Genomic DNA, 17,518 nt, shown 5'->3' with positions numbered 1-17,518 from the left:
TGCGCCAGTAGCAACTCGCGCCATCTCCGATGGGGCGCAGGGGAATACGGATGGCAAACAGTTAGTGAATGTCACGAGCTAATCGGCGAGGACCGCCCGATCGCGGGGATGGCCTCCACCCCGGGCTCAATTGAGGCTGCGCAGGGCCGCGCGCAACCCGGCTGCGAGATCACCCCGGGTCCCGACGCGCACACCGTCGAGGCCCAGCCACGTCGCCATCGACACGAGATCTGCGGCCAGACACGACGCGACGTGTCCGCGATCGACCCCCTCCTCGGCGAACGCGCCGAGGACGGCCAGCACCCCGTCGGCGCGTTCGGCCTTGAGATCGACACGGGCGCAGATGGTCTCGTCGAGCAGGTACGGGAACACGTAATACCCGTGGACCCGCTTGTGTTCGGGGACGTAGATCTCGATGCGGTAGTGGGTGTCGAACAGACGCAGCAGGCGGGGACGGAAGAACACCAGCGGGTCGAAGGGCGCCAGCAACGCCGATCGCTCCACCCGTCGGGGAACCCGCGCACCCGGATCGACGAAGGCCGGTCGGTCCCAGCCGTCGACCTCCACCGGCACGAGGTCCCCGGAGTCGACGAGGTCGGCGACGGCCGACCGGGCGTCGGAGACCGGGAGCCGGTAGTAGTCGCGCAGATCGGTCTCGGTGGCGACGCCGAGGGCGCCGGCGGCCTTGCCCACCAGCGCGCGGATGGCCACGTAACGGTCGATCACGGTCGCCGCGATCTCCGGACCCACGATGTTCGCGGCCAGGTCGTAATGACGGTTGAAGCCGCCGCGGCGGATGGCCGAGAGCTCCCCCGCGGCCAGCATCACCTCGCAGACATGCTTGACCTCGCTGCGATCCCACCAGGTCCCGCGGCGCGGTCCCTGTCGGCGGCGTCCGAGGTACTCCTCCAACTCGCCGCCCGTGGACGGACCCAGATCATCGATGGCCCTGGCGATCTCGACACGCAGCGCGGTGCGTTCGGGCGGTTCGTCGACGGCCGAGCCGTAGCGGCCGAACCGGTAATCGGCCATCCGCCACCCGAACAGTGGCCAGTCATCCACCGGTATCAGTGCGGCCTCGTGCGCCCAGTACTCGGCCAACAGTCGCGGCGCCCGCACCGTCGACTCACCGGCGGCCCGGTCGAGCAGGGTGCGATCGTAGGGCCCGAGTCGGCTGAACAACGGCATGTAGTGCGCACGGACGGCGATGCTGACCGAGTCCATCTGTAGGAACTGCGTGCGTGCGAGCACCCGCTGCAGATGACGACGGGTGGCGGGGCCGGACGGGAGTGGGTCGGTGAAACCCTGTGCAGCCAAAGCGATCCGTCGCGCGCGCTCGATGGACAGCCGTTCACCGATCCGGGCCATCAGCGACCGATCCTGCGGTAATCGCAGAACCGGTAACGCGGCCCCTTCTCCGACGTCGTCCACTGGCCCAGGTCGTCCGGCTGCCACACCGAGGGGTCGATCTCGGGGGCGAACGCATCCCCGCCGGGTACGTCGACGTCGATCTCGGTGACGATCAGCAGATCGGCCGACGGCATCGCCGCGGCGTAGATCTGCGCGCCTCCCATGACGACGGTCAGTTCCGGGTCCGCGGCGACGGCACGACGCAGTGCGTCGGTGAGGTCATGCGCGACGACCGCACCCTCGGCGGTCCACGACTCGTCGGTCGTCAGCACCACGTTCATCCGGTTCGGGAGAGGTCGGAACCGATCCGGCAGCGAGTCCCAGGTCCGGCGACCCATCACCACCGGATGTCCGGTGGTGCGTTCACGGAAGTGGCGGGCGTCCTCGGGGACGCGCCAGGGGATGGTGTTGTCCCGCCCGATGACCCTGTCGTTGCCCTGTGCCCAGATGAGCGCGACGGTCATACCGCGACGGGCGCCTTGATACCCGGGTGGTGCTGGTAGTCGACGACCTCGATGTCGGTGAACTCGTAATCGAACAGTGAGGACCGCTCGGCGAGCCGCAGCGTCGGATAGGGGTACGGCTCGCGGGACAGCTGGAGTTCGACCTGCTCGACGTGGTTGTCGTAGATGTGGCAGTCGCCGCCGGTCCAGACGAACTCACCGACCTGCAGCCCAGCCTGTGCGGCCATCATGTGGGTGAGCAGCGCGTAGGACGCGATGTTGAACGGGACGCCGAGGAACAGGTCGGCGCTGCGCTGGTACAGCTGACACGACAGTTTGCCATCGGCGACGTAGAACTGGAAGAACGCATGGCAGGGCGGCAGCGCCATCTGCGGGATCTCCCCCACGTTCCAGGCGGAGACGATGTTGCGTCGCGAGTCCGGGTCGGACTTCAGCAGGGCGAGCGCGTTCGAGATCTGGTCGATGTGGTCGCCGGACGGTGTCGGCCAACTGCGCCACTGGACGCCGTAGACGGGGCCCAGTTCACCGGCCTCGTCCGCCCACTCGTCCCAGATCGTCACGCCCCGCTCCTGCAGCCACCGCACGTTGGAGTCGCCCCGCAGGAACCACAGCAGCTCGTACAGGATCGACTTGAGGTGCACGCGCTTGGTGGTGATCAGTGGGAAGCCGTCGTTGAGGTCGTACCGGAGCTGGTGGCCGAACAGGCTTCGCGTGCCGGTTCCGGTGCGGTCGGACTTCGCGACCCCGTCACGCAGGACCAGCGCGAGCAGGTCCTCGTACGGGGTGGGGACGGCTGCGCTGTGGGACACGGTCACGCCTGAGAGTCTAGAACCGCGGTGCGTCGACCGGTGTCGCGACTCGGCGGACATGTCGCCGGCGCCGCCGTGGACGACTCAGGACATCAACGCCGCCGCCACCGTGGCACCGAGGTTCCAGCAGGCCTCGAGATCGTCCTTGGTCGGTCTGCCCGAGACGATAACGTCGGCGGCGCCGCGGGTCCAGCCGAGCCCGGTGGTGATCGAGTCGACCGCGCGCTGTGCGCCCTCGGTGCCCTCGTTGCCGTGCAGGTACAGCCCGAACGGACGTCCCCGCGTCGAGTCGAGGAGCTGGTAGTAGGCGGTGTCGAACGCGTGCTTCAACGCGCCGCTGATGTAGCCGAGGTTGGCCGGGGTACCGAGCAGATACCCGTCCGCGGCGAGCATCTCCGCGGGCGAGACGGTCAACGCAGGCCGCCGCAGCACGTCGACCCCCTCGATATCGGGGTCGGTCGCGCCGGCGACGACGGCGGAGAACATCTCATGGCAGTGCGGCGACGGCGTGTGGTGCACGATCAGCAGGGTGGCCATGTCTCAGGAGCTCTCGGCTTTCTCCTGGGCGACAGCACGTTTCATCATCGCGCGAGCACGGGTGCGGTCGCCGGCGTAGTCGTAGGCCCGCGAGATCCGGTAGGTGTTGCGCCAGTTGTCCGGGTCGGCTTCCCATTCGGTGCGCACGGTGGCGAAGAGCTCGTCGGCGGCGTCGCGTTCGAGCCGCCCGGACGGACGCCGAGGCAGCGAGGAGACATCGAGTTCCCGCCCCTCCTCCCGCATACGACGACCGAGGCGCTGGTGGGTGATCCCGGCCCGCAGGGTCGCGACCAGCATCCAGATGCCCAACAGCGGGAGCAGCAGGACACCGACCCCTAGTCCGATGCCGACCACCGATCCGTCCTGGATCAGTTCGATGCCGCGGTAGCCGAGGAGCCCGATGTAGAAGATCAGCGCGATGACGATCAACACGATCACCAGCACGATCGGTCGGGAGTCGCGGGTGTAGAAGTCGCGCTTGCCGCCGCTCATCGCAGGTCCATCTCGGCCTAGAGGTCCAGGAGCTCGTCGAGCCCCACCGTCAGGCCGGGGCGACCGGCGATCTGGCGCACGCCGAGCAGTACACCCGGTGCGAACGAGGTGCGGTCGAGTGAGTCGTGGCGGATGGTCAGGGTCTCCCCCTCGGTCCCGAGCAGCACCTCCTGGTGGGCGACCAGGCCTGCGAGTCGTACCGAGTGCACCCGGACACCCTCGACGTCGGCGCCGCGGGCACCGTCGAGCGAGCTGGTGGTGGCGTCGGGCATCGGCGCACATCCGGCCTGCGCCCGGGACTCGGCGATCAGCCGTGCGGTCCGGAACGCGGTGCCCGAGGGGGCGTCGGCCTTGTGCGGGTGGTGCAGCTCGACGACCTCGACCGAGTCGTAGAAACGCGCGGCCGCCGCGGCGAACCGCATGCTCAGCACGGCACCGATCGCGAAGTTGGGGGCGATGAGGACGCCGACGCCCGGCTGCTCGCCCAACCATCCGCGCACGGTGTCGAGGCGGTCGTCGTCGAACCCGGTGGTGCCGACCACGGCGTGGATCCCGTTGGCGATCAGGAACTCGAGGTTGCCCATGACGACCGACGGATGGGTGAAGTCCACGACGACCTGCGTGCCGGCGTCGACGAGTGCGGCACGGTCGTCGTCCTTGTCGATCCCGACGGTGAACTCGAGGTCGTCGGAGGCGGACACCGCATCGACGATGGCCTGCCCGACCTTGCCGCCGCTGCCGAGTACGCCGACCCGGATCCGGTCACCCACAGTGCCGTTGCTCACGCACAGACTCCTCGTCGTCGAAGGTCCCGCGGCAACCGCCGAGGACGTCAGGCGATTCTATCGGTGCGGGTCGGCGACGCCGGCGGGCGCGGTCGGCCTCAGGCGTAGGTCGCCTTGAGCAGATCGGCACACTTCTCGGCCATCGTCATGACCGTGATGTTGGGGTTGACCGACGGCAGCTTGGGCATGGCCGAGGCGTCGACGACCCGGAGACGCTGTGCGCCGCGGACCCGCAGTTGCGGATCGAGCACCGCCATCGGGTCGGAGTCGACACCCATCTTCGCCGTCGCGGCCGGGTGATAGACGGTGTTGTGCGTCTTGTGCATGTAGTCGATCAACTCGTCGTCGGTCACCGCGTCGGGTCCGGGGGCGAGTTCGGCTGCCACCCAGGGCTTCATCGGCGTCTGCGCGGCGATGTCGCGGGCCAGGCGGAGCCCCGCGAGCATGGTGGTCTCGTCGTGGTGGTCGGGGTCGGTGAAGTACCGCGGGTCGACGCGCGGGCGGTCGCGGAAGTCCGGGCTCCGGAGTTTCACCGTGCCCCTCGAGAGCCCCTGGGTGACGTTGGGCGTGAGGCAGAAGCCGTTGTCGGTGGTCGGATATCCCCACCGCAGGGTGTTCATGTCGAACGGGACGCTCCCGAAGTGCATCATCACGTCCGGGATCTCGAGGCCGTCCTTCGTGGTGGCGAACACGCCGATCTCCCACCACTGGCTCGACTCGGTGACCATGGGCTGCGCGGCCTCCCAGAACACCAGCCCCTCGACGTGGTCGTCGAGGTTCTCCCCGACACCGGGCAGGTCGACCCGGACATCGATCCCGAACTCGCGCAGCTGTGCGGCCGGTCCGATCCCGGACAGCATCAACAACTTCGGGGTGTCGATCGCACCGGCGGTCACGATGACCTCGCGGCGTGCACCGACGACGTCGAAGCCGGTCAGATCGGGGCGTTGGTATCGCGCGCCGGTCGCGGTGACGCCGTCGAACGTGATGCCCTGCGCCCAGCACCCGGTCCGGACCTCGAGGTTGGGTCGTTGCCCGATGATCGGGTGCAGATAGGCGTGCGAGGTCGACATGCGCAGGCCGTCCTCACCCGCGTTGATCTGGAACCAGCCGGCGCCGTTGCGGACCGTCTCGCCGCGGTTGAAGCCGACCGTCGGGAGTCCGGCCGCGGCGGCGGCCTCGAGAATCGCTGCGCCACAGGGATCGAGCGGCGGGACGTCGCGAAGGCGCACCGGGCCGTCGTGCCCGTGGTCGCCGGGGGCGTCGTTGTTCTCCAACCGGCGGGTCAGGGGATGGATGTCGGCCGCACCCCACCCGGTGAGTCCGGATCGTTCCCACTCGTCGAGGTACTCCGCGGGCGGCCAGAAGGCGATACAGGAGTTGTGCGAGGAACATCCGCCGAGCACCTTGGCGCGGGCGTGCCGCATGAAGTCGTTACCGCGTTCCTGCGGCTCGATCGGGTAGTCCCAGTCGTACCCGGAGTCGAGCAGGTGCATCCACTCGCTGAGCACCAGGATGTCGTCGTTGCCGACGTCGGTGGGGCCGGCCTCGAGGACGCAGACGGTCACCTCCGGGTCCTCGGTGAGCCGAGCCGCCAGTGCGCACCCCGCGGTCCCACCGCCGACGATGACGTAGTCGAACGTTCCTGCGGTCACTGCGTCGTCGCGCAACGGATCTGCCATGGGCTCTTCAGACTCCTTCGGGTCCCGGGGACGGTCGCGCCGCGTCGGCCGCGGCTGCGTCTGCTTTCGATTCCGACGCATGGGATTTCAGCGTACCCATGCCGCGGCTGCCCTTGACGAGGTACCAGAGCAACCCGACGCCTCCGATGACGCCGATGTAGAGGAACGCCGCCCAGGTGTTGTACCAACCGAATCCGTAGACCTCGGTGCGCGGCCAGGCGAGGTTCAGCGCCATCCCGATGCCCCACACCACGGCGACGATGTTCACCGGCAGGCCCCACCGACCCATCGTGAAGTAGCCGCCCTCCTTCAGGTCCTTGGGCGGCCACTCGCCCTTGAGTCGCTTGAGGAGCAGCGGTCCGGTGATCATCAGGTAGGCGATGTAGATCATGATGATCGCCACCGAGGTCAGCAGCAGGAAGATCGTCGGCTGGTTGATGTTGATGACCAGGATGAGGATCGACAGCACACCGATCAGGACGGCCGGGATGACCGGTGCCTGGGTCTTCGGGTGCACCTTGGCGAGTGACTCGCCGAACGGCAGTGCGTTGTCACGCGCCATCGCGAACGTCAGGCGGATGGCCGCGGTGTGCACGGCGAGCGTGCACACGAACACCGCGACGACGATGCACATCAGGAAGATCTTGCCGACCGGGCCGTACATCACGTCGAGGACGATCTGCTGCAACCCACCCTGCACGCCCAGAGCCGGATCGGACAGGTTGGGTGCGGCCAGGATGGCGAAGACGAGGATGGCGCCGCCGATGACGAACGACGCCAGGATGGCGCGCAGGATCGCCGTCGGCGCGGTCTTGCGCGGGTTGACCGTCTCCTCACCGAGCGACGAGGCGGTGTCGAAGCCGTACATGACGTAACCCGATGCGAGAGATGCGATCAGGAAGGCACTGAGGTACCCGCCGCTCTCGCCCGCCCCGTATCCGTTGGTCGAGAAGAACACCGCGGGCGTGCGCTCGATGTTGAAGGCGAGGATCACCGCGATGAGGACCGCGGCGATGAGTTCGATGAACACCCCGGTGCTGTTGATGATGGACATCAGGCGGACGCCGAAGGCATTGATCGCCGTGGTGACCACCACCAGGATCGACCCCAGCAGAACGGCGTTCGACGGTGAGACCACGGCCAGATCCTCGGACCCGATGAGGCGGAAGCCACCCCATATCTTGGGCAGCGTCGAGTCGATGGCGAGCACCACCGCCGACATCGTGACGATCGATGCGGTGAGCATCATCCAGCCGGAGAACCAGCCGACGACCTTGTTGCCCAGGATCTTCGCCCAGTTGTAGACCGACCCGGCGATCGGGTATTTCGCGGCGAGTTCCATGAAGCACAGTGCCACCGCGAACTGTCCGATGAACACGATCGGCCACGACCACAGATAAGCCGCACCCGCGGTGCCGAAGCCGAAGTAGAACAGCTGGAACGTGCCGGTCAGGATGGATATGTAGCTGACGCCCGCGGCGAAGCTGGCGAATTTCCCGATGCTGCGATCGAGACTCTCCTTGTAGCCGAAGTGTTCCATCCCGTTGTCGGGATCGGCGCTCTTCTCGATGGTCATGTGGGCTCCTGGCAATGGTGTGACAGATGTGGCGACGACTGCTCTCTACGGTGAGATTCGACGAACTCGTGACGCGGTGGAACGGTCCCGCGCTCCGCTCAGGGCGGGAACCACCCCGCCGGTGGTGCGGCGGTGTTGTTCCAGATGTGCTTCTGCTCCTGGTATTCGGCGAGTCCCGAGGGTCCGAGCTCTCGGCCGTTGCCGGACCGGCCGAAACCACCCCACTCGGCCGCCGGTGTGTAGTACCCGAAGTCGTTGATCCAGACGGTGCCGTGTCGCAGTCCCCGCGCCATCCGTTCGGCGACCGCCGCGTCGGAGGTACGGACGCCGGCGGCGAGCCCGTAGTCGGTGTCGTTGGCCAACTCCAGCGCCAGCGCCTCGGTGTCGAAACGTTCGACGGTAAGGATCGGTCCGAAGGTCTCGTCGATGACGATCCGCATCGAGCGGTCGCACCGATCGAAGATCGTGGGTAGGAAGAAGTAGCCGTCGGCGAGATCGGGATCGGACGGCTGCTCCCCGCCGACCACCAGTTCGGCGCCCTCGTCGACGCCCAGTGCGACGTAGTCGGTGATCTTGGACAGCTGCGCCGCCGACACGAGTGGACCGGTCAGGCTGGCCGGGTCGGTGCCGGGCCCCATCACGATGCGACCGGCCCGGTCGGCCAGGGCGGCGACGACGTCATCGGCGACCGATTCCTCGACGATCAGACGCGTACCCGCCGAACAGACCTGACCCGAGTGCAGGAACACGCCGGTGAGGACCTGGTCGACAGTGGCGTCGAACGACTCGGTCGTGCTGCAGGCATCGGCGAACACGACATGCGGGTTCTTGCCGCCGAGTTCGACGAGGACGCGGGTGACGTGCTTGGCCGCGGTCTCGGCGATGATCCTGCCGGTGGCGAGGCCGCCGGTGAACGAGATCAGGTCGACGTCGGGATTGTCGGTGAGCGCCGGGCCGAGATCGGCCCCGCTGCCCAGCAGCAGGTTGACCACGCCGCGCGGCACCCCTGCCTCGATCAGGAGCTCGGTCAACGCGATCGTCGAGAGCGGCGTCACCTCACTGGGTTTGAGCACCATCGTGGCGCCCGCGGCCAGGGCGGGGGCGATCTTCCACGAGATCTGCAGCAGCGGGTAGTTCCACGGGGCGATCATCACGCAGACCCCGATGGGTTCGGCGACGACGCGGCTGATGACCGCCGGGTTGCCGACATCGACGAGACGATCGGCGGTGGTGGTCGCGAGGTCGGCGTAGTACCGGAACACCGACACCACGTCGTCGATGTCGATCCGGCTCTCCACCAGGGTCTTCCCGGTGTCCCGGGTCTCGATGAGTGCGATCTCCTCGCGATCGCGCATCAGCAGGTCGGCGACGCGGCGCAGGAGATCGGAGCGGTCGGCGATGGTGGTCTCCCGCCATTCCGCGCGGTCGAACGCCGCACGGGCCGCGGCCACCGCGGCGAGCGCATCGTCGGGTGACGCCTCGGACACCGAGCGGATCACGGTGCCGTCGGCCGGGTCGATGCAGTCGCGTCGTGCGCCGGTGGACGAATCGGTCCAGCTGCCGTCGATGAACAGGTCAGCGGTCACCGGCACCCTCGTCTCACGGATCGTCGAACACGGACGACGACCTCACGGCGTCGCTCTGCACGGTCCCATCCTTACCCCTCGGAGCACATTTCGGTGATCCAATCGTGGAACGTGGTGATGTGGTGCTCGGCCGGGACGAGGACCCCACCCCGGCGATAGGCCCGCGAACCCATCGCCGGCTGGGTGCGTTCGCACGCCTCGAAGTCCTGCTGGTTCACGCGGTGGAACAGCTCGACCCCGGCCCCGACGTCGGCGCCGGCCGCGACGACGTCGGGATGGAACAACCAGTCGCAGACCACGAGGGTCTCGTCGACCGACACCGGGAACATCCGGTGGACGATGACGTGGTCGGGCACCAGGTTGATGAACACGGTCGGGTTGACCGTGATGGCGTAGTACCGGCGGTCCTGCTCGGGGGCGAGCTCGGGCAGCCGGTCGAAACCCGCCGACCCGTCGACGGTGAATCCGCTCGCCTCCGTCGCGAATTCGGCACCGTGGCCGACGTAGTACTGCGCGGCGAGGCCGTCGGCGAATTCCGGCAGCACCTCGGTGAGCTCGGGGTGGATGGTGGCGCAGTGGTAGCACTCCATGAAGTTCTCCACGATGAGCTTCCAGTTCGCCGCGACCCGATAGGTCTCCCGGTGCGCCAGCGCGAGGTCACCGACCCGGTAGTTGTCGATCATCGCGGCGTCGCCCAGGCGCTCGACGACCGCGCCGATCACGGTGTCGTCGAACGACGGCGGGTCGTCGTCGAGGCAGACCCAGAGGTATCCGAGCCACTCCCGGGAGGCCACCGGGATGAGCCCGTAGGCGCTGCGGTCGATGTCGCCGAGGCTGCTCAGATTGGGCGCGGCCACCAGCTTCCCGTCGAGGCCGTAGGTCCAGGCGTGGTAGGGGCACTGCAGGTTCCGCCGGACCGCGCCGGTGTCCTCGGTGCAGATCAGTGCGCCGCGATGGCGGCAGCTGTTGAGGAACGCCCGCAGTCCCCCGTCGCGACCGCGCACCACCAGCACGCTCTCCCGACCGACGTGCACGGTGGCGAACTGTCCGGCGTTCGGGTGGTCGGCGACGCGCACGGCACACATCCAGCGCCGCTCCAGGATCCGCGCCTGTTCGGTCGCGAAGAACCCGGGATCGGTGTAGCTGCTGCCGGGCAGGGTGCGCAGCAGGGTCGGCGGCAGGTCGCCCGCGACCACCGTCTCGGTGTTCGACGGCCGGGTGTCCGGATCGATGGCCGTCATCGTGCGTCGACCGTGGTCACCGAGGCCCGGCGTGGATCGAAGATGTCGATCGGGTGCCGGGTCGAGCCGTCGATCACGAGATCGGCGAGGATCTCCCCGACCACCGGCACGAACTTGAACCCGTGGCCGGAGAAGCCGCACGCCACCACCACATTGCGCTGGGCGGGGTGTTCGGCGATGACGAAGTTGTGGTCGCGCGTGGTCGAGTACATGCAGGTCGCCGCGTCCAGTGCCGGTCCGCGCACACCGGGGAGCAGCTGTCGGACGCGATCGAGCATCTGCGCGGTCTCGTCCTGTCCCACCACGCGGTCGATGGTGTCGGGCGAACACGTCTGACCCTTACGGAAGAAGGCCACCTTGACGCCACCGCCGGGCCCGTCGATGGCCGGGAACCCGTAGATCTGTTCGACCGCGTCGGTCTCGTGGATGTAGATCGGGATGTCGTCCATCGGGACACCGCCGACGTCGGGGGCCGGTTCGGTCTCGAACCAGTACATGACCTGTCGTTCGATCTCGATGGGCACACCGAGGTCGGCGAGCATCTCCGGGGCCCACGCCCCGGGACAGACCACGAGACGGTCGGCGGCGAAGACCCCCGAGGTGGTGGTCACCTCGACGCCGTCGTCGGAATCCGTCCACCCCGTGACGGTCTCGCCGAAACGCAGGTCGGCGCCGGCACGGTCGGCGAGCTCGATGTGCGCGGAGACCGTCTCCTCGGGCCGGGCGAACCCGGCCATCGGCTCGTAGACCGCCACCTGCCCCGGCGCGGGCGCGAACGCAGGGAACCGCTCGCGGACCTCCTCGGCGGTGAGCACCTCGTGCGGCAGCCCCCACAGTTGCGCCGCGTGGCGCGACCCCGACACCGTCGCGCAGGTCGGTGGACCCACGAACAGGCCGCCGGTGATGCGGTAGACGTCGCGACCCGAGTCGCGGGCGAGTTGCTCCCACAGCTCGTAGGCGCGCAGCAGGAGGGGCACATAGGCCGGGTCCTCGAAGTACGACTGGCGGATGATCCGCGACCCCCCGTGCGAGGACCCCCGGTCGTGCGCCGGTGTGAACCGCTCGAGACCCAGGACGCGCTGTCCGCGCGTCGCGAGGTGGTAGGCCGCGGCCGAACCCATGCCCCCGAGTCCGACGACGATGACGTCGTATCGCTGCGATGAGCTCATCGGTACCTTCCCTTGATCCGAGCGTTCTCCGGGTCCACGGTGGTGGTCGGCGAGACGGTGAACGACGCCGTCGTGTCGAACCAGTCGACGTCGACCCGGTCACCGGTACGCAGGTCCGCGGGTCCCCAGGCGTAGGCGATCGTCCGTCCGATCGTCGGGGAGAACGCCGCCGACGTGATGTGTCCGACGGGGCCGTCCGCGGTGGACACCGGTTCCGATCCCATCAGCACGGTGGCGGGGTCATCGGCGATCACGGTGTGCAGTCGACGCCGCACCGGTCGCTCGAGCATCGCTGTGCGGCCGGTGAACTCGTGGTTCTTGGCCACCGCGAACGCCAGTCCGGCCTCGTCGGGCGAGTCGACGGCGCTCATGTCGGTCCCCCACGACCGGAAGCCCTTCTCGATCCGCAGACAGTCCAGAGCACCTCGGCCGGCCCACACTCCCCCGAGGGGTTGCGCGGCCTCGGTGATCCGGTCGGCGAGTTCCGCGCCGTCGGCGCCGTCGGCGTAGATCTCCCACCCGAACTCGCCGACGTAGGACACCCGCATCAGCAACACCTCGACCCCGGCCACCGTCGCCGGCGCGCACCGATAGAAGGGCAGGGACGCCGCGTCGACGGCCGTCGACGTCAGCGGCGCGACGACGGACTCGGCACACGGACCCCACACGCCCAGACAACTCGTCTCGGTGGTGGTCTCGTGTACCGACACCGACATGCCGTCGGCCCGCGCACGGCGCGCGTGCGCGGTCAACCACGCGATGTCGATCGGACCGTTCACGCCGATCTGGAAGCGGTCGGTGGCGGTACGAGCGACGGTCACGTCGCTGCGGATCCCACCGGTGTCATCGAGGATCAACGCGTAGAGCACCGTGCCGACGGGCCGGTCGGGGTTACGGGTCAGCATCGGGGCGAGGAACGCCGCGGCGTCGGCCCCGGTGACCTCGACACGCATCAGCGAGGTCATGTCGTAGAGACCCACCGCCGAACGGGTCGCGGTCGCCTCGTCGAGGACGGTCGGAGACCAGTGTCGGCGGAACCAGTCGTCGCCCGGGCCATCATCTCGATCCCCGGTCGGGACAACGTCGTTCGCGTCGAACCACGCGGGGCGTTCCCACCCGTGCGAGGTGACGAAGTGCGCTCCTCGGGCGAGGTGACCGGCGTGCATCGGGCTGATCAGTCGGTCGCGCGCGACGGTGTGCTGCTCCCGGGGGTGGGAGATGTCGTACACCTCGTCGAAGGCGCGCGCGCTGAGCACGTCGACGTGGTCGCGCTCGACCTCGTGGACGGAGAACCGGGTGATGTCGCACCCGGACACGTCGACGTCGGGCGTACCGGTGGTGATCCACTGCGCCATCGTCCGACCGACGCCCGCGGACTGTGTCACCCACACCGCCTCGGCGATCCAGAACCCGTCGAGTCCCGGGTGCGCGCCGAGCAGCGGACTGCCGTCCGGGGTGAACGAGAAGATCCCGTTGAAGCCCTCGGTGACGTGGGTTCGGTTGAGCGCGGGCAACAGTCGCGTGGACTCGGTCCACGCAGGATCGAAATCGTCGGGCGTGAACGGGAGCATCGAGGGCATCGGCTGTCCGGCGGTGTCGCGGTAGAGGTCGTCCATCGCGACGGGCATGGCGCGGTGACCGTAGTAGCCGATGCCGATCCGCTCCCCGTGTTGGCGGTAGTACAGATCCGCGTCCTGATGACGCAGGATCGGCAGCGCCGCCGCGGCCTTGCCCGGCCGCTCGTCGACGAAACCGCCCATGTCGTCGACGGCGCCGGTCGTGACGTACTGGTGGCCCATCGCCACTAGCGGTACGGCCAGCCCGACCATGGCCCCCACCTCGACACCCCAGAACCCGGCGCAGGACACGACGATCTCGGCGGGTAGCGTCCCGGTCGCGGTGCGGACCCCGGTCACCCGGTCGCCGAGTGTCTCGATGCCCAGGACCTGTTCGTTCCCCCGGAACACCACCCCCGCCGCCGCCGCCCGCTCGCGCTGGCTGTCGCAGGTGGCCTGGGCGTCGGCGAGACCGTCGTCCGGGGTGTGCAGTCCGCCGAGGATCCGCGACGCGTCGATCAGTGGATGCAGCTGCGCGCACCGCTTGGCGTCGACGACCTCCGCGGCGACTCCCCAGGCGCGGGCCCACCCCGCCTTCCGGTGCAGATCGTCCATCCGGGCCTGCGTCACGGCGACCTCGAGACCACCGACCTGGTTGAAGCACAACCGATCCGGCGTCGACAGCGAGACCAGCTTGTCGATGGTGTACTGCGCGAATCCCGACAGGGTCTCGCAGGCGTTGGTCGCGAAGACGAGGCCGGGGGCGTGCGAGCTCGATCCGCCGGTGGCGGGCAACGGTCCGCGATCGACGACGGTGACGTCGGTCCAACCGCGCAGTGCGAGTTCGTCCGCGAGGGAGGTGCCGACGATGCCGGCACCGATGATCACGACGCGCGGGTTGGTCATCCGCCGCTCCTGACTTTGTTGCGCTTTATGCAACGTGATGTCGCATGTGCAACACATCGTGGGACGTTGGGCGCGCAGAGTCAACTCGGCGCGCGCAGCGGCGCGGCAGGGAGGGATGTACGGAGAGCGGCTGCCCCGGGGCGGGTCAGCCGGAGTGGCCCAGTCGCATGCTGATGCGGTCGGCGGCATCGGTGACGCGGCCGACGAGTTCACGCATGCGGTCGTCGTCGAGACGGAAGGTCGGGCCGGACACACTGAGCGCGGCGACGACCTCACCGGTCTGGTCGCGCACCGGCGCCGCGACGGCGTTGAGCCCCTCTTCGAGTTCCTGTCGGGCCAGCGCCCATCCGCGGCCTCGGATGTCGTCGAGTTCGGCGCGGACGAGATCCGGTTCGGTGATCGTGTCGTCGGTGAAGCGGTCGAGCGGCGTGGCGACGTAGGGCTCGAGGTCGTCCTTGGGCAGACCGGCGAGCAACACCTTGCCACTGGAGGTGGCGTGCGCCGGACAGCTCTGCCCGACCCACGTCCGCAAACCGATACCGGCCGACCCGCTGGCCTCGGTCACGTTCACGGCCCGGCCGTTGTCGAGAACGGCGAGGTTGACCGTCTCGCCGACCTCGTCGGCCAGCGGCTGACAGATGTCACGGCTCTCCCGCGCCAGATCGCGGGTCGCCATGGTCGCGCCGGCCAGACGCACGATGGTGAAACCGAGTCGGTACTTGCCGCGATCGGCGACCTGTTCGACGAACCCACGACGCTCCAGGACCGAGACCAGCCGCGAGATCGTCGATTTGTGGACCCCGAGGGTGTCGGCGATGTCGGAGACTCCGCCCTCACCGTGACGGGCCAGGATCTCGAGGACCTCGAGTGCGCGGTCGACGGACTGGATGGACGCGGTCCGCGCTCGACCGCCGTCGGGTCGGTCATCGGCCACGTTGTCGTTGATGTCCATATCCCGTTCAGCTTAGTTGTCCACAACCGTGTCGTCGGCGCACCGACGCGCACGCTTGACGTGACCCGCCACGGATGTCACTCTGTTGCGCAAGTCGCACAGTGTTGCACTGAACGCAACGAAGCGATGTGACTCGACGACGCCCGTTCTCTCCCGAGGTGACCCATGACCACGCTGTCCGACACGACGTCCTACTTCGTCTCCGTCCTGTCCGAGATGGAACTCGACACCCCGGTGCGCTGCGCACCCGAGCACCACCCCGCCATCACCGTGGTGCGTACCGACGACGGCGTGTTCGCCATCGACGACACCTGCACCCACCAGGACACGTCGCTGTCCGACGGATGGGTGGAGAACTGCGCCATCGAGTGCCCACTGCACGAGACCTGCTTCGACCTGCGTACCGGGATCCCCCAGGGGCCGCCCGCGACCCGTGCGGTCGCCACCCACCCGGTGTCGGTGGTCGACGGTCTCGTCTACGTGCTGCTCGCCCGTGGTGCGTCGGTGTCGAATCCCTCTGCGCAGGACGCCACCGATGCCGCGTGATCACCATCGTCGGCGCCTCGCTCGCGGGTCTGACCGCAGCCCGTGAGCTGAGGTCGCTGGGGTCGGACGTCGAGATCACGCTGATCGGTGAGGAACCGTGGTTTCCGTATGACCGCCCGCCGCTGTCGAAGGACGCGCTGACCGACGAGACCGTCGGGTCGGCGATCGCTCCGCACGCGGGCACGACGGGGCTGCTGACCGAGGGCGAGGACCAGAACTTCTCCTGGCACCTCGGGGTCCGGGCCCATGGCCTGCAATCGGCCGCGGACGGGTATCGCGTGCACACCAGCCCCGGGATCGATCTCCCCGCAGCCGATCAGCTGATCGTCGCCACCGGCGCCCGACCACGATCGTTGATCGGTGACCACCTCGACGGTGTCCACGTGCTGCGCACCGTCGACCACACCAGGGCAGTACGTTCCACCCTCACCACCGCGCGCACCGTCGTGATCATCGGCGCGGGGTTCATCGGGGCCGAGATCGCCTCGACCGCAATCGCTCTGGGTAAGCACGTCACCATCGTCGAGGCGGCCGCGGTCCCGGCCGCGAACACCCTCGGCCCCGACATCGCGCGGTGGGCGGCCACGCTGCACAGCCGCGCCGGGGTGGACCTGATCACCGGTGCCGCGGTCGACACCATCGACGGCGACGACCACGTCGCGTCGGTAACCCTCGGCGACGGCACGGTGCTGCCCGCCGACCTCGTGATCATCGGCATCGGCTCGGTCCCGAACACCGAGTGGGCCGCGGATTCCGGAATCGCCATCGACGACGGGTTCGTCGCCGACGCCGACGGCGCCACCTCGATGCCCGACGTCTACGCCATCGGGGACTGCGCCCGACCGCTCGACGTGCGCACCGGACTGCATGTGCGACATCAACACTGGAGCGCAGCGGTCGATCAGGGGCGGCGCGCGGCCCACCGCATCATGGGCGTACCCGCGCCCGCGCTGCGGGCACGCTACTTCTGGAGCGACCAGTACGGGCACCGGATCCAGGTCTGCGGCGAGATCCCGGTCGGCCTGTCCCCCACCGTGGTCGACGGCGATGTCGCACAGGATCGTTTCGTGGCCGTCTTCGGCGATCCGGCCGACCCGGTGGCCGTCGCCGCGGTGGACAGTCCCCGCACGTTCATGCGCGCACGCAAGGCGATGGACGCCGCGTTCTCCCGCGAGCGTGCCGCGTTCGCCGACTCCTGATCGACACCGTCGGCGTGAACCGGTCTCAGTAGATCGGGGCCGACCCACGGACGTGCTCGAACACCAGCGACGTCGTGGTCCCCGCCACCTCGGGACGCGCGTTGAGCATCTCGACGAACCCCCGGAGTTCCTCGGTGTCGGCCACCGCCACGTGCAGGAGGTAGTCGTCGGTACCGGCGAGGAAGAACACGTCGATGATCTCGTCGCGGACTCCGATCTGACCGACGAAGTGCCGGATCTGTCCCCGTGCGTCCGATTGCAGACTGACCGCGACCATGGCGCGTAGCGTCCGACCGACCGTGGCCGGGTCGATGTCGGCGAAGAAGCCCCGGATGACACCGAGATCGATGAGGCGTCGGACCCGTCCGTGACAGGTCGAGGCCGCGATGCCCACACGATCGGCGAGCTCACGGTTGGGCATGCGCGCATCGGTCTGCAGAAGACGCAACAGCGCGGCATCGATGTCGTCGAGCCCCGATGACGCCGGCGGCGTCCGAACGATCTTCGACTCAGTGGTCATCCCGACACCGTATCTCGTATGAACATCACAAATTGTGCAGCTGAGAGAATTATCTTCATCGATCTTGCGGACCGACCGAATGGTGTTC

General features: G+C 68.5%; 16 protein-coding genes. 2 read left to right on the top strand and 14 right to left on the bottom strand.

Annotated features, from left to right (window positions below; genetic code table 11):
* Positions 1–126 precede the first annotated feature (126 nt).
* The 13 genes from IEV93_RS19865 to IEV93_RS19805 all read right to left on the bottom strand — a co-directional run bounded on the left by IEV93_RS19865 (position 127) and on the right by IEV93_RS19805 (position 15,165).
* The gene (locus IEV93_RS19865; protein WP_188492252.1) at positions 127–1,368 is read right to left on the bottom strand and encodes a winged helix-turn-helix domain-containing protein; all 1,242 of its coding nucleotides are present in this window, start codon (positions 1,366–1,368) and stop codon (positions 127–129) included.
* Positions 1,368–1,874 carry a dihydrofolate reductase gene (locus IEV93_RS19860; protein WP_188492250.1) on the bottom strand — a complete coding sequence of 169 codons (507 nt, stop codon included), beginning with the start codon at positions 1,872–1,874 and terminating at the stop codon, positions 1,368–1,370. Before IEV93_RS19860 ends, IEV93_RS19865 begins: the two co-directional genes overlap by 1 nt.
* Complete coding sequence (locus IEV93_RS19855; protein ID WP_371873874.1) at positions 1,871–2,689, bottom strand: thymidylate synthase; 819 nt, start codon at positions 2,687–2,689, stop codon at positions 1,871–1,873. The genes IEV93_RS19860 and IEV93_RS19855 overlap by 4 nt, the downstream gene beginning before the upstream one ends.
* A 78-nt stretch (positions 2,690–2,767) precedes the next feature.
* Positions 2,768–3,220 carry a flavodoxin family protein gene (locus tag IEV93_RS19850; protein ID WP_188492246.1) on the bottom strand — a complete coding sequence of 151 codons (453 nt, stop codon included), beginning with the start codon at positions 3,218–3,220 and terminating at the stop codon, positions 2,768–2,770.
* 3 nt (positions 3,221–3,223) lie between these two features.
* Positions 3,224–3,712, bottom strand: coding sequence for a hypothetical protein (locus IEV93_RS19845; RefSeq protein ID WP_188492244.1), 489 nt, complete (start codon positions 3,710–3,712; stop codon positions 3,224–3,226).
* A 17-nt stretch (positions 3,713–3,729) separates the two neighbouring features.
* Positions 3,730–4,482 (bottom strand): 4-hydroxy-tetrahydrodipicolinate reductase, encoded by a 753-nt coding sequence (dapB, locus tag IEV93_RS19840; RefSeq protein ID WP_188493239.1) that lies wholly within the window; start codon positions 4,480–4,482, stop codon positions 3,730–3,732.
* 113 nt (positions 4,483–4,595) lie between these two features.
* The gene (locus IEV93_RS19835) at positions 4,596–6,179 is read right to left on the bottom strand and encodes a GMC family oxidoreductase (RefSeq protein WP_188492242.1); all 1,584 of its coding nucleotides are present in this window, start codon (positions 6,177–6,179) and stop codon (positions 4,596–4,598) included.
* Between the two features lie 7 nt (positions 6,180–6,186).
* Complete coding sequence (locus IEV93_RS19830) at positions 6,187–7,755, bottom strand: APC family permease (RefSeq protein WP_188492240.1); 1,569 nt, start codon at positions 7,753–7,755, stop codon at positions 6,187–6,189.
* A gap of 98 nt (positions 7,756–7,853) precedes the next feature.
* A complete protein-coding gene (locus IEV93_RS19825) occupies positions 7,854–9,341 on the bottom strand; it encodes an aldehyde dehydrogenase family protein (protein ID WP_229705349.1) in 1,488 nt (495 codons plus the stop codon).
* Between the two features lie 71 nt (positions 9,342–9,412).
* The gene (locus tag IEV93_RS19820) at positions 9,413–10,582 is read right to left on the bottom strand and encodes an aromatic ring-hydroxylating oxygenase subunit alpha (protein WP_188492238.1); all 1,170 of its coding nucleotides are present in this window, start codon (positions 10,580–10,582) and stop codon (positions 9,413–9,415) included.
* Positions 10,579–11,751 (bottom strand): N-methyl-L-tryptophan oxidase, encoded by a 1,173-nt coding sequence (gene solA / locus IEV93_RS19815; RefSeq protein WP_188492236.1) that lies wholly within the window; start codon positions 11,749–11,751, stop codon positions 10,579–10,581. Before solA ends, IEV93_RS19820 begins: the two co-directional genes overlap by 4 nt.
* The gene (locus IEV93_RS19810) at positions 11,748–14,213 is read right to left on the bottom strand and encodes a GcvT family protein (protein ID WP_188492234.1); all 2,466 of its coding nucleotides are present in this window, start codon (positions 14,211–14,213) and stop codon (positions 11,748–11,750) included. Before IEV93_RS19810 ends, solA begins: the two co-directional genes overlap by 4 nt.
* Before the next feature lie 145 nt (positions 14,214–14,358).
* On the bottom strand, positions 14,359–15,165 hold the full coding sequence (locus IEV93_RS19805) for an IclR family transcriptional regulator (protein WP_188492232.1): 807 nt from the start codon (positions 15,163–15,165) through the stop codon (positions 14,359–14,361).
* A 165-nt stretch (positions 15,166–15,330) separates the two neighbouring features.
* On the opposite strand from IEV93_RS19805, the gene IEV93_RS19800 reads away from it, so the two are divergent.
* Entirely contained in the window at positions 15,331–15,711 is a 381-nt protein-coding gene (locus IEV93_RS19800) for a bifunctional 3-phenylpropionate/cinnamic acid dioxygenase ferredoxin subunit (protein ID WP_371873872.1), read from the top strand.
* Positions 15,708–16,910, top strand: coding sequence for an NAD(P)/FAD-dependent oxidoreductase (locus IEV93_RS19795; protein ID WP_188492230.1), 1,203 nt, complete (start codon positions 15,708–15,710; stop codon positions 16,908–16,910). Before IEV93_RS19800 ends, IEV93_RS19795 begins: the two co-directional genes overlap by 4 nt.
* Positions 16,911–16,935: 25 nt before the next feature.
* On the opposite strand, the gene IEV93_RS19790 is transcribed toward IEV93_RS19795, so the two are convergent.
* The gene (locus IEV93_RS19790; RefSeq protein WP_188492228.1) at positions 16,936–17,430 is read right to left on the bottom strand and encodes an Lrp/AsnC family transcriptional regulator; all 495 of its coding nucleotides are present in this window, start codon (positions 17,428–17,430) and stop codon (positions 16,936–16,938) included.
* Between the last annotated feature and the right edge of the window lie 88 nt (positions 17,431–17,518).

Origin of the sequence: Williamsia phyllosphaerae, from assembly GCF_014635305.1 — a bacterium.
GTDB lineage: Bacteria > Actinomycetota > Actinomycetes > Mycobacteriales > Mycobacteriaceae > Williamsia_A > Williamsia_A phyllosphaerae.
This window is presented reverse-complemented; position numbering and strand designations above follow the sequence as displayed.